The sequence below is a fragment of the Selenomonas sp. AB3002 genome, assembly GCF_000702545.1.
In the GTDB taxonomy this organism is placed as follows: domain Bacteria; phylum Bacillota; class Negativicutes; order Selenomonadales; family Selenomonadaceae; genus Selenomonas_B; species Selenomonas_B ruminantium_A.
In genome coordinates, this window is sequence record NZ_JNIO01000008.1 from 1602875 (window position 1) to 1615657 (window position 12783).

Consider the following 12783-nt stretch of genomic DNA (forward strand, 5'->3'; position numbering starts at 1 on the left):
CCTACTTCCTATTCCTTTTACCATAGGCGAGGGCCAGCATGGTGATATCATCCGACTGGCTGGCCTCCCCCACAAAGGAGGCCAGGACCTCCCGAACCGCCTCCAGCTGCTCCCCGGCTCCCTGGCCGGACTTTGCTGAAAGCACCTCCTGCAGGCGCTGCTCACCGAAGAAGTCCTCCGCTGCATCCATGGCCTCCGTCACCCCGTCTGTGTAGAGGAAGAGGGAGTCCCCTGGCTGCAGGAGCAGGTCCTCGGCCACAAAGGACATGCCCCCTCTCACACCCAGCATGGGATTTGGGGCCTTGGGCAGATAAACTGCCAGGCCCGCCCTGCAGATGAGCGGGGGATTGTGCCCTGCATTGACATAGATAAACCGCCCCGTGGGCAAGTGCAGTATCCCTATGAAGGCCGTCACAAACATGAAGGTGGTGTTGCTCTGGGCCAGGGCATCATTGGCCTCCGCCACTGCCCGGGCCAGGTCCTTTTCATTCCGCCGCAGCAGCACCTGGTCCTTCAGCAAGGTCTTGGCCATGACCATGAAAAGAGCCGCAGGCACGCCTTTGTCAGACACATCAGCCACAGTAACGGCCAAAAGGTCCTCATCCAGGAAGTAGAAATCATAGAGATCTCCCCCTACCTCCTTGGCAGGCTGCATGAAAGCGCTGAGGTCGAAATCCCCTCTCAAGGCGGAGGCCTTCAAGGGCGCAGGCAAAAGCCCCGCCTGAATCCTGGCTGCCACCTCCAGCTCCGTCCTGGCTCTCTCCTCCTTGGCCGCAGCCTGGGAAAGCCTTTGGACATTGTCCTTCAATTCTTCCGTCATTTCATTGAAGCAGGAGGCCAGCTCCTCCACCTCGTTGCCGGTGTGGATTTCCAGCTTCTTGTCCAGATTGCCCTCCGCTATCTCCTGAACCCCCTCCGCCAGAGCGCGGATAGGACGGAGGATACGGTCAGCCAGAGCGCCGCTGGTGAAAAAGGCTGCCAATGCCAGCAGGCCAAGCAGCAACAAGACTTTTCCCGCCATCCAGGCAAAATCCTGATTGAGCGTGTCGTAGAAATCCTTCATCTCCTCATGAACCAGGGCCGTCACTTCCTGGGCCGGCGCCAGGACCTCATCCCGACCAATGAGAGCCCCAAAGCTCCAGCCTACAATATGCATGGGAGCAAAAGCCAGATAGTATTCCTGCCCATCTACCAGCACCTTCACCACATCGCTCTCCCCGGCAGTCATGCGCCGGGCGGCTTCTGCCAAAGTAGGCTCAGAGTTCTCCCGCAGGTCTGCACCCTGAAGATTAGGAGCCAGCAGCCCCTCGCCCTCGGAGGACAGCACCACCCGTCCCTTGCCATTCAGGCAGAAACTGATGCCAGTCCTGCCAATGGAGACCTGCTTGACCTGACTCTGCAAATCCTCGATGCTGCCGTTGATACCTATCACACCAGCAAACCCTTCCTCATCGTAGTAAGGAGTGGCAAAGCTCAGCGCCAGAAAGCCCTCCTCACCCATGAAGACATCCGTAAAGACGTTTCTCCCCTTGGCTTGGGCTGCCTGGTACCAGGGACGCTGCCTGGCATCGTATTGCTCCAGGAATGACGTCCTGGCCTCCGGCGAAGGATAGATACTCTGCCCCGGTTCCCCTGGGAGGACGTCCACGCAGATGGAATACCCCTTGCGGGAAGCAACGACAAGCGAGGTGCGGCACCCCATATATGACTTGGCCATGGGTACCAGCATATCCGCGAAATTAGCGGCCCGGCTAATCTCTGCCGCCAAATCCGCTCCCACTCCCTCAGCTGCCAACTGAGGGCTGTAATGGAGATAGGCCGTACCGGAAGCAATATCTGCCACCTCTCTGTCATTGACCAGCTTCCCTTCCCCATATTTATCCCGGGACTGCATCATCATGGTCATACTGTCAGCCAGGAGCTCCGCATCGGCGCTATTAACTGCCAATTCCCTGTCAATATGGGCTGCCTCATTCTCCACCGCTGACTTCAGCCAGGCTCTGGTACGCTTCTTGGCCGTGTTTCCCACAGACTCTGCCACTACTTCCTCTATGTCCCGGCCTTCATCTTCCAAAGATTCCTGCAAGCCATGCATAGAATAGCCAAACAGCATGAGAGTTGCCACAAAGGTGCCAATGCCGCAAGCCAGCACCAAAAACAGCAACTGCCGCCTGATGCTGGCCCGGCTGTAATCTGCCATACGTCGAAGCCAGGTTCTTATCCCCTTCACGCTCTAGATTCTCCCCTTCACTTTTCTATCAGCAAACAAATCTATCTGGCAAATATTCTCCTTGCTTATGGCAAATTCCTGCCCCCGGCAGGGGGAACCTGAAAGAAGATTCATCAGTATAGCTAATTTATTGAAAATATGCTATGCTTGAGCCATAAAAAGACGTCTGAGCCAGGCAAAAACAAGGAAAGGAGCCGTGAAAATGAAGGATTTGAACAGAAAACTGCCCATAGGGGTGCAGAGCTTCGATATTTTGCGACAGGAAAACTTCCTGTATGTTGACAAGACAAGCTACATATATGATTTGGCACATTCCGGACGGCAATACTTCCTCAGCCGCCCCCGTCGTTTCGGCAAGAGCCTGTTCCTCTCCACCCTGGCTGCTTATTGGGAGGGGAAGAAAGAACTCTTTGCTGGACTCTCCATTGAGAAAATGGAAGAAGGCAGCGAAAACGCCTTTCAGCCCTATCCAGTATTTTACTTTGACTTCAACGGGGAGAACTATCAGCAGGATACGGCCCTGGAGGATGCTTTGGACAAAATGCTGCAGAAATGGGAGGCCCTGTATGACTGTGTCCCCCAAGGCTCCCTGAGCGCCCGCTTCCAGACCCTGCTTATGAAAGCTAAAGCAGAAACCGGCAAAAAATGTGTGGTGCTGGTGGACGAATATGATAAACCTCTCCTAGAGGTACTTGAAAACAAGGAACGCGAAGAGCATAACAAAGCAGTATTCAAAGGCTTCTTCGGCACTCTGAAAAGTTACGATGCCTATCTGCAGTTCGTCTTCATCACCGGGGTCACGAAATTCAGCCAGGTTAGCATTTTCAGTGATCTGAACCAGCTGGAGGACATTTCCTTTGATGAGGAATACAGCGCCATCTGCGGGCTGACCCAGGAAGAAATAGAGCAGAATTTCCAGCTGGAACTGAAGCAGCTGGCCGAAAAGCACAAGCTGACAGAAGATGAGGCCCTGCAGAAACTGGCCGCCATGTACGACGGCTACCACTTCTTCCCCGGCTGCCCCGGCCTTTACAATCCCTTCAGTCTGCTAAATGCCCTCAAGAAACGGCAGTTCAAAGCCTTCTGGTTCTCCACCGGCACCCCCACCTTCCTGGTAAAACGGGTGCAGGAAGCCCGGCTGAATGCCAATCGCTTCACAGACAAAACCCTTTGCGCTGATATGGACGCTCTGACAGACTACCGCTACGAAAATCCCGACCCCGTACCCCTGCTCTACCAGACTGGCTATCTGACCATCCAGGGCTTCAACGAGCGCCGCCAGGTCTACATCCTTGGCTTCCCCAATGACGAAGTAAAATACGCTTTTTTGAAAAGCCTCCTGCCCGCCTACACTCCCGCCGCCATAGCAAACCGCGGCACAGATGTCTTCGCCCTCTGCGACTGCCTGGAGGCAGGGGATACTGATGGTGCCAGAGACATCCTAACCGCCCTCTTCGCCGGCATCCCCTATACCACAGACGCTGCTCCCTTCGAACACTACTTCCAGTCCGTACTCTACATCGTCTTCACCCTGCTGGGCCAGTTCGTGCAATGCGAAGTACACAGCAGCCGGGGCAGGGCCGACTGCATACTGGAAACGGAAGAGTTCATCTACATCTTTGAATTCAAGCTGGACAAATCAGCCCAGGAGGCCCTGGCCCAGATAGAGGAAAAAGTCTACGCCGCCCCCTTCGCAGCCGACCAGCGGCAGCTCTTCAAGATTGGCGTGAGCTTCGATTCTGAAAAAAGGAATTTGTCGGAATGGCTGGTGAAAGCATAAAAATAGATATGTACATAAAAAAGGACTCCGAACTTTGGAGTCCTTTTTCGTGACCATATTACACATTCATTTGATTCTCACGTAATTCCCGATAAACTTCATCTGCAAAAATCCCCATAGCCTGATGCTTGATGCCTTCATTGCTCAGAAGCAGTGAAAAGAAGTCCTGATTTTGTTCATAACCCTCCACTAAAATATCATCCAGCTGGTTGTAGAAGGAAATCTCAAAGTTCGAGGCGGTATTATTCCTCGCGCTGGCTTTGAGGTCATCTGATTTCAGCATGATGTCGCGCAGCTGCAACATGGACTTGACGGCAACATCCCGGTCAAAATTCTGTCCCGTGCGACTGTTGATTTCATCTATAATCTCGGACAGTTTCTGATAAACCTCAGGCGATACGTTGATGTTATCTGGAACCGGCAATTTGACAATGGGATAAGGAACAATATCTTCCTTAACATACATCCCAGTCTTCTCCTGCTTGAAGTCGCTGGCGGTTATCTTGCCCTTATTTTGATGAAAATGATCGGATTCTATATCAACAAAAGCGAACTCCGCATATTTGCCCGTTATTTCCTGAGGAGCGGCTGTGTGCTGCAACGGAAAGCTCCCCCCGCGAATCTCGACAATTTATAATCTATATATTCGACTTTTATACCGCGTTTCTCCAATTCCTTGCCTACGGTATCTTTGAACACAATATCCGTTATATAGGTGTGATCGTCAATGGGCAGTCCGTTGGTTGCCAACGCTTGCGCTTCGTCTTTGCTGACGGTGATTTTGTCCCACGATTTTAACTCCGTCGGCAAACCTTCGGGCATAGCCTCTTCGCATACAATCATTAAACCGTCTCTCGGAAAACTCAGTATGCAATCAAGATGCAAAATATCATTATCCATCTTGACTTCGACAACGTTATAACCGAAATGTTTCAAATAGTTTCTGAGCCATACGACACCTGCATGGTTGGTAGCTCGTCCCGAATTTCCCACAAAAACGGTTTTCTTGTAAACCAACACGTCGCCGCCCTCAAGAAACGGCCCGACCGTTGAATCATTGCCTTCCGAGATATCCGCTTGCGGTATTGACACATAATAGCAACCGCTTTTTTCTGCTTCTTTTTGTAAAATGGGTCTAATCGGAAGAACTTCCAGTCTGCGATAGAGCGAGAACAATGAACATTCGATAATATGATTACCGATTGTTATGAACGGATCTCTTGCAAAAAAGTTGGTGATACCTGCGGCTTCTGTGTAACCGTTCTCAACATTTCCAAGCATTTTCTCGTAATCCGTGAGCAAACGCGGTCTTTGCACTTCGACGCCGTATTTTTCCAGCACTTCTTTCAGATTTTCCCGTTCGAGTGCCCACGCCTTCATATATTCATCCGTCACTTCCGGAACCTTAGCGTTAGCATCAACATATTTTAGAATGTTCTTTCCGAGCACAACCTCCGTCTGTGTCAGCACTACGCGTTTGAGGGGAGCAAATTCGCTTTCCACGAAAACCGTTTCCGCCGCAAAAGCGGTATTCATCCCTCCGGCTGTGCATGGCGCGACTGTTGCCAAAAGCGCGCAACCCATCATCGAAAACAACTTTTTTTTCATCTGTTTGCCTCCTTAAAGTGTAGTATACCTAAAAACCGTTCTTTTCCAGGCTGCCGACAAATTCAAAACAATGGATGTGTAAGTGAACAGAGCCTTGACAGGAATCCCCTTGAGCTTCGTGCCTCCGCACTTGCTCAAAAGGCTTATTACTCCATAGGCAGTGAGAAAGTTCAAGATTGAAACAGAAACTTTCTTTTCATCAGCGGATTCAAGTGATACAATAGACATGGCGTAAAACCTCCTTGGATAGTAGCTGGGTAGCACTTCTATTGTACCAAGTTTTGAGGCTTTGCGCGCCTTTTTTATCTTCTGAGATATACAGTTTTCAAGGATCTCCGCCGGTTATAGGTGTGGGAAGTTTGAGTTTTCTATATAATCGCTTCTTATACAAGAATCTATGTTGCTTTTTCGACTCTCAAATAATTTGACGAAATCATTACGTTTTCTCATAATTACCACTTTCAAAAAATTTGTGAACTACTCCCGCTTCTATAGGCGGGAGTAGTTCATTTTCACTTTAGGCAGTTCATTTTCACTTTAGACAGAAAAAACTTTTTTACCTTCAAAATAAGTCGCGATAGGCTTAGCCTCGTGAATTTCAGTTTCCGGACAAGACAAAACATCTTTGTTGACGAGGAGGAAGTCGGCATATTTGCCGGTCTTGATACTGCCGCGTTCGTTTTCGATGAACATTTGCTTTGCGACGTTGATTGTCAGAGTCGTAATGGCTTGTTCGCGGGTGATTAATTCTTCCGGCCAACGAGGTTTTCCGTTTTCGAGGTGCCATTGACCCGTAACGGCAACTTCAATAATGCCGAACGGATCGTCGGGGCTGCCGGTCAATGCGGGAAAGTCCGAGTGCGAGGTTACGTTAACGCCGTTGTCGAAGTATGACTTCATCGGGAAACCTTCTTCTCCCATGTTTCCGGGAAGACGTTCCATCAAATAATCTCTTACATCGTCGCTGTTGTGATGCCAAAGCATACCTTCAGTGACATAAATGTTGTGATCTGCCATGCGCTTGTAGTCCGACGGCATGACGCCGTACACGTGAACAAGCGTGTTGCGCATTTCGTCCTTGCCGCCGTTAACGTATGCGTTGACGACGCGATTGACCGCCTTATTGCCCATTGTGTGAATATGCATCGTCAAATTTTTTTCGTTAGATTTGCGCGTAATGTAGGTAACTTCGTCTTCCTCCCAGTTGGCGATTCCCTGATGTCCGTCATTATAAAGCGGTTCGATAAAGCCCGTACCCGTTTCAACCGTGCCGTCCATGAAAAGTTTTACCCAGTTTGTCTTTACATGCTTGGAAGCATATTTTTGAACCTCAAGCGATTTTTCCAAATTTTTATCAATGTCCATCCAGCTTTCAAGTTCATAACTCAAGCCGGCCATAAAATGAAGGTCGCCCGCTTTGTCCATTTCATTCGCGGCTCTGTAATAACTTTCATTGTAGAAATAGTTACTCCAACCGTCCATATACATTGTGTAGCCTTCCGACAGCAAAAGTTTTTGGATATCCTGCAAAGTTTCTTTTGCCAAGTCAACGGAAAAGATCTTGTCATTGTCCAAGAAAGACCGCGTGTAAGTTCCTGCCTGTTCCTTGAGAAAACCTGTCGGAGTGCCGTCTTCGCCGAAAACAATTTCGCCGCCGCGAATTTTATTTTTGAGTACGGTGCCGTCCGCCGTCATGATACCCGCATTGACAAGTGCGATTGTATTCACGAGAGATTTGTGACCTTCCTCGTCGGCAATGTACATGGGAATATCGCTGCAAATGGCGTCCAACTGTTGACGAGTAGGCATATTGTTTTCAAAAATCAAAAATTTCCAGCCGTAACCGAAGATAGCCGTCGCGCCGGTTTTTCTTGCCTTTTTAACCGCCGCCGGAATGACTTCCGCCAAAAATTTTTCCGGAGTGGTTTCTCTGTCCATTGTCGTGCCGAATTTCGGAATACCGAGAGCATTAGAATAATGTGCGTGCCCGTTGCCGCAAGAGGGCATGACAAGACCTTTGCCAGTGTAGTCGATGACTTCGGTTTTGCCTTCCTCGATAAAATCTTTCACGCCGTCTTTGTCGCCGACGTAAATGTATTTGCCGTCTTTAACCGCAAACGCCTCGACAATTTTGTTGTCTTCCGAAGTAAAAATTTTGCCGTAAACAACCATCTCTGCTGCATTGGTTTTCATCATAGTCCCTCCTAAACTTTTTTAAAACCATGTTTTGTTATCTCCCTGCCGCGAAGCGGCAGGGAGATAACGGAACGTAATTGTAATTTTAGGTAGTTTTTTAGCAACGTCATTAACTTAAGCTTTCCCCTTGAGGGGAAGGGGGACCGCATTAGCGGTGGATGAGGTGTCAAACCTCCTTGAAAATTTATTTGAAATAAAGCTGGCAATAAGCTAAAACATTATTTATTTAAAATATATTTTTCAGCATTTAAGTGAAATACCTTTTCTTTTTCTTCTGCGGTTAATTCTAAAGAATCCATAAATTTCATCATATCAGACAAGCTTTCATACGGATAATCAGAACCAAAAATAATGCTGTCTATACCAAGCGCCTTCTTCGTACATTCGAAAGCAGGTTTAGACATATTGCCGCTTGTTGTTACAACAACATTTTTATTTTTAAAGTAATAAGAAACAGTATGTTTCATTTTTACTTCGTCATCCCGAATCCATTTAAAACGATTATCAACTCTATCCAATATAAATGGGAAAAATTCGCCCAAATGACCAAGAATCATTCTTAAGTTGGGGAATTTATCAAATGTCCCGTTTAATATGATTCTTAATGATGTTTTCATAGCATCTAAGCCAAAACCAAGTCCAGGGGAAGAATATACGTAACCCATGTCTTTCATATCTTTATCATCAGATGCTTGTGGATGAACATAAAACGCGCATCCCAATTCTTCAGCTTTGGCAAGCAAAGGAAGATATTTTTCTTCATATAAATGTTCATTCTTATAATTAGAATGTGTGTGCCAATATTTAAAACCAAGCTCTTTTACACAGCGTTCAAGTTCTTTTATGGCCGCATCAACATAAGGTGTTGGTAAAACGGCAGCGCCAAGGAAACGCTCTGGATATTTGTTTATAATTTCAGCAACAGCATCATTAGATTTCTGGGCAAAATATATTGCCTCTTTTTCCGGTAATTCTTCCAGTGCAGGGGAAGAGGCCATAACGCCTACATCAATGCCGTTTTTATCCATGACGGCAATTCTTTCTGCTCCAAAATTCATAAGCTCATCAATAACCGGGTATTCGTTCGTTACCCCGCCAAGATTAGCAAAAAGTTTATCTCTCACTTCCAAGGTTTTGGTTTCCGGATAATATCTCACTGAATTATTACGTGTGGAAAGATATTCCATCAATTCAGGTAAGTAATAGTGAAATTCGCAGTCAATTATTTTCATAACACCATCTCCTATAACAACCTTTTCTGCTGCATTGGTTTTCATCATAGTCCCTCCTAAACTTTTTTAAAACCATGTTTTGTTATCTCCCTGCCGCGAAGCGGCAGGGAGATAACGGAACGTAATTGTAATTTTAGGGAATTTTTTAGAGGTTCCCTTATGCATTCTCCCCTGAAGGGCGGCTGCCCGCCCTCAAGTTCCATAGATGCCACTCTTGCAGTGAAAAAACTTTTCCCAAAAGCAGGCCGCTTTTCATTCGCCCAGCTTGAAGTCGTAATGCTTGGCGTAATCCTCCTGAATGTTCAGGCGGAGCGTCCTGTTCGCCAGGTCGTAAACCGCCGTGTGCCAGGTCAGCCAGAAATTATCGGGCTGGATGTTCCTGTCATGCAGCTTGTAGGTATCCATGCCGGCCTGGATCTTGGCCTTGAAATCCGCAGGCGCGCTTGCGGCTGTCAAATCTCCTACGGTATACTCCGTGTACCAGAAGGGCTCCGTGCTCGCTTCATAAGTCTGGGTATATTTCACACGCTCCATCAAGCTGGCCATGCCCTCAGCGGATTTCGCGCCCTCTGCATAATGCTCCTTCAGGATGGCGTAGCGCTCAACGCCGCAGGCATGGGGCGTGAGAACCGGGAAGCCCTTGTAGGTTTTGCCCACGGCTGTCTGCCCTGCCTTCATGTGCTTGGCATAGGGAGTATTCGCTGCGTAGTTGACATAGAAATTGGTCATGATGTTGTCCGTGTCGTTCCTGGCAACCAGCTTGCCGTCAATGCACTCGATGATGTAAGTCTCCTTCTCGTCAGAGAGCATCCAGTGAAGCCCCCAGGAGCCATAGCCGCCGTAAATGTCCATGTTCTTCATCAGCTCCACGCCATGGGCAGCGGATTTCGCATGGTCAAGGACGTAGCGGACGACGGCAACGGCATGGATGCGCGGCTTGCCGTAATTGGTCGAAATCTTGGTGGCGAAGTCCAGATCGGTGGCGGGAGCGACGTTGCAGTTCATGGCCACGCCGTTTTCATTGATGCCGTCAAAAGTCAGGTTGGGCATGGCGAGCAACTCAGCCTCCGAGACGTTGCCAACCCCCTTGGACTTCAGCGTGAGAATCGCGGCAAGCCCTATGCTGGCGTAGCGTCCCTCGGACTCTTTGGCGGCAACCTTGATCACAAATTCCGGGACGTCGGAGTAGTCAAGATCCAAATTGCGCCCGTAGAAGTTTCCGTTGCGTACAGCGGAGCAGGCGAAGCCGGTCTTGACCTTTTCGCCCGTCGTAAGGTCAGGCACATAGTCGGTGTACTCCATGTAGTACAGGTAATCAGCCAGCTTCTCAGGGGCCGTGAAAGGGGCTGCCTGCGCCGCTGAAACGCATACGGTGAAGCAGAAAGCCATAAGCGCAGACACAAAGAGACGGAACTCTTTTTTGAAAATACTCATTGCCGATCTCCTCCTAGTTTTTTTCCTACAGCGTGCTATTTTTCATTCCTGAAATTCCTGGGAAAACTTCGACTGGGCAAAAACTGCACCGGAGCCTGTGGCAAAGAGAGTGAACATCACTCCTGCCAGGGACGCAGTAAGTGCTTTCCTGAAAAAAGTTCGATTCATAAGCTAACCTCCTATTACGAATTTCTCGTCCACATTGACGGGGCCGCAATCTCCTTGCTCCCAAAAATACTGCCGTGCCTCTCCTATGTGCTCATGATATCTCCCTCCTTTTTGCCTTTGCTGCTTGAACCTTCGTGCAATCAGGCCGAAATACTGCCAGGCCATAAAAAAGCGCCGAATTTGACAGGGCATAGTTAGCCCCATCAAATTCGGCGGTCATCCGTCCCGAATGCCATATGCGGTTTTATGGCAGCAAAAAAGAGCGCAGTCAGCCTGTGCTGTGCTGTGCGAATCGTAACACCATTCTTCATGCGTTTCAAGTCCTTTCCCGATATGTCTTGACAAACTTCGACTGCGCCCGAAGGGCCAATCCCAAAGGCTCCTCCAGGCAGTACCATATATACTTCGATGTGCGATCACAGTAACAGTTTGATGAAATCCCTATGTGGCATATGTATTCTTCATTTTGTAATTTTAGGGAATTTTTTAGAGGTTTCCTTAGGCTTTGTAGACTTCTTCGCCGTCAATGATAGTGGCGATAATCTTTGCCTTTGCAACTTTTTCCAAATCGTCGTGCAGGAAATCGCAGTCGAACACCGTCATATTGGCGATTTTTCCGAACTCGATGGAACCCAGGCGGCTTTCCTCACGCCATTGACGGGCAACATTTATTGTCATTGCACGAAGCGACTGTTCGCGGGTGATAGCTTCTTCCATATTGCGCGGTTTTGCTACCTTTCCGATCCCTTTTGGAAAGTCGCGCGCTTCGGCTGCGTAAAAGCTGTTTTTGATGTCAAACAGCGGCGACACGGGATAATCCGAATGAAATACCACGTTCGCGCCCGCATCATAGAAAGATTTTACCGGGTAACCTTTCTCCGCCAATTCTTCGCCGACGTATCTGACTTCCTGCTCGTAAATGTTCGCTTCTTTGGGGCACCAAAGAGTGAACACCGCCGGTACGGAGCCGGTATTTGCCATACGCTGAAAATCTTCTTCCCGGACAAATTGCAAGTGCGCCAAAATGTTGCGCTGATCCATATCGCCGGTAATCTTTTCCGCGTCCTCAATGCAATCAAGCATAAATTTAGTTGCGCCGTTTCCTATGGAATGAACGTGTACCGATAGCCCTTCGGCATCTGCCGCAACAATAAGCTCAACCATTTTGTCATGGTCGTTGAAACGTTCCAAGCCGTGATAACCGGGCGTATCAAGATAATCGTCAATTTGCCAGCCGGTATGCGCCTCGATTACGCCGTCCAGAAAAGCCTTTACGCCTACTACGTGAAAATATTCGTTGCTGTATTTTGCGCGGTCTGCGGCAATACGGGCAACCTCCGCTTTGGGATTTTCGGCGTTCTCGGGCACCATTAAAAATGCGTAAGTGCGCATTTTCAGCTTGCCTTCCTTTTCAAGTTCATAATACGCTTGGGTAACGCTCGGATGGAGAAGTTCAACTCCGGCATCCGCTACAGCCGTAAATCCGTTTTGTATGGCGATATCCTGCCACGCCAGCAAAAAGTTTTTGAAGTCGTCAAATGATCGGGGAAGCTTAGGCACAATTTCATATAATGGTCCTTCGCAAACATAACCGTCCGGCTCGCCGTTTTCATCCACGTGTACCTGGTCATAGCCGTATTTTTTCGCATATTCGGCGTCAATGCCCGCCCATTCCAACGCCTTTGTGTTAAACAACATAGAATGCCCGTCGATTGTGTTCATCATCAACGGCTTATCGGAATAAATTTCATCAAGATAGGCTTTGGTTTTATATTCCTCATTTTGAATCCAGCCCGCCGCCACATAAACTTCTTTATCGGGATTTTTCGCGATATAATCCTTGATAATTTCGCGGTATTTATCATAGTCGGTCAAACGAACCTGCGAAAGATTGGCCTGCCCGATAGCGCGGTCCCCCGCAAGAGCGCCGTGAGCGTGGGCTTCCAGGAAACCGGGATAAATGAAATTTTCGCCGTAATCCAAGATTTTTGCGTCCGCACCGGCAAGCTTTTTCGCCTCGTCAGCGTCGCCGATATAGGCAAAAACGCCGTCTTTGACAAACGCCGCCTTGGCAAAGGGCCTCCTTTCGTCAACCGTGATGATGTTGCCGAGAATAACAGTCTTTTGCATTTGAA

At 48.7% G+C, this 12783-nt stretch carries 10 protein-coding genes; 1 reads left to right on the forward strand and 9 read right to left on the reverse strand.

Translation table 11 applies throughout. From position 1 onward, the window contains the following. Window position 1 precedes the first annotated feature (1 nt). Entirely contained in the window at window positions 2–2230 is a 2229-nt protein-coding gene (locus P159_RS19620; protein ID WP_185753769.1) for a SpoIIE family protein phosphatase, read from the reverse strand. A 202-nt stretch (window positions 2231–2432) separates the two neighbouring features. On the opposite strand from P159_RS19620, the gene P159_RS0115600 reads away from it, so the two are divergent. Further along, window positions 2433–4010: an ATP-binding protein gene (locus tag P159_RS0115600; protein ID WP_029545552.1), complete on the forward strand. Its 1578-nt coding sequence runs from the start codon at window positions 2433–2435 to the stop codon at window positions 4008–4010. A 58-nt stretch (window positions 4011–4068) separates the two neighbouring features. Here the strand turns inward: P159_RS0115600 and P159_RS0115605 are convergent, their stop codons facing one another. The 8 genes from P159_RS0115605 to P159_RS0115645 form a co-directional block, all read right to left on the reverse strand. Beyond that, complete coding sequence (locus tag P159_RS0115605; RefSeq protein WP_185753770.1) at window positions 4069–4476, reverse strand: hypothetical protein; 408 nt, start codon at window positions 4474–4476, stop codon at window positions 4069–4071. A 104-nt stretch (window positions 4477–4580) separates the two neighbouring features. Further along, window positions 4581–5618, reverse strand: coding sequence for an arginine deiminase family protein (locus P159_RS0115610; protein ID WP_185753771.1), 1038 nt, complete (start codon window positions 5616–5618; stop codon window positions 4581–4583). A gap of 12 nt (window positions 5619–5630) precedes the next feature. After that, complete coding sequence (locus tag P159_RS0115615) at window positions 5631–5846, reverse strand: hypothetical protein (RefSeq protein WP_029545558.1); 216 nt, start codon at window positions 5844–5846, stop codon at window positions 5631–5633. A 309-nt stretch (window positions 5847–6155) separates the two neighbouring features. Beyond that, a complete protein-coding gene (locus tag P159_RS0115620) occupies window positions 6156–7811 on the reverse strand; it encodes an amidohydrolase family protein (RefSeq protein ID WP_029545560.1) in 1656 nt (551 codons plus the stop codon). Between the two features lie 221 nt (window positions 7812–8032). Next, entirely contained in the window at window positions 8033–9091 is a 1059-nt protein-coding gene (locus P159_RS0115625) for an amidohydrolase family protein (RefSeq protein WP_051650412.1), read from the reverse strand. A 207-nt stretch (window positions 9092–9298) separates the two neighbouring features. After that, a complete protein-coding gene (locus P159_RS0115630; protein ID WP_029545563.1) occupies window positions 9299–10480 on the reverse strand; it encodes a linear amide C-N hydrolase in 1182 nt (393 codons plus the stop codon). A 42-nt stretch (window positions 10481–10522) separates the two neighbouring features. Continuing rightward, window positions 10523–10648, reverse strand: a complete 126-nt coding sequence (locus P159_RS21300) for a hypothetical protein (protein ID WP_318253609.1) — start codon at window positions 10646–10648, stop codon at window positions 10523–10525. Window positions 10649–11146: 498 nt separating this feature from the next. Next, window positions 11147–12778 (reverse strand): amidohydrolase, encoded by a 1632-nt coding sequence (locus tag P159_RS0115645; RefSeq protein ID WP_029545567.1) that lies wholly within the window; start codon window positions 12776–12778, stop codon window positions 11147–11149. Window positions 12779–12783 lie beyond the last annotated feature (5 nt).

What these genes read in the sequence shown, in the direction of transcription:
- P159_RS21300 (WP_318253609.1), bottom strand. Translation starts at nt 10,648, where the DNA reads ATGAATCGAACTTTTTTCAGGAAAGCACTTACTGCGTCCCTGGCAGGA.
- P159_RS0115615 (WP_029545558.1), bottom strand. Translation starts at nt 5,846, where the DNA reads ATGTCTATTGTATCACTTGAATCCGCTGATGAAAAGAAAGTTTCTGTT.
- P159_RS0115605 (WP_185753770.1), bottom strand. Translation starts at nt 4,476, where the DNA reads ATGTATGTTAAGGAAGATATTGTTCCTTATCCCATTGTCAAATTGCCG.
- P159_RS0115600 (WP_029545552.1), top strand. Translation starts at nt 2,433, where the DNA reads ATGAAGGATTTGAACAGAAAACTGCCCATAGGGGTGCAGAGCTTCGAT.
- P159_RS0115610 (WP_185753771.1), bottom strand. Translation starts at nt 5,618, where the DNA reads ATGAAAAAAAAGTTGTTTTCGATGATGGGTTGCGCGCTTTTGGCAACA.
- P159_RS0115630 (WP_029545563.1), bottom strand. Translation starts at nt 10,480, where the DNA reads ATGAGTATTTTCAAAAAAGAGTTCCGTCTCTTTGTGTCTGCGCTTATG.
- P159_RS0115625 (WP_051650412.1), bottom strand. Translation starts at nt 9,091, where the DNA reads ATGAAAACCAATGCAGCAGAAAAGGTTGTTATAGGAGATGGTGTTATG.
- P159_RS0115620 (WP_029545560.1), bottom strand. Translation starts at nt 7,811, where the DNA reads ATGAAAACCAATGCAGCAGAGATGGTTGTTTACGGCAAAATTTTTACT.
- P159_RS0115645 (WP_029545567.1), bottom strand. Translation starts at nt 12,778, where the DNA reads ATGCAAAAGACTGTTATTCTCGGCAACATCATCACGGTTGACGAAAGG.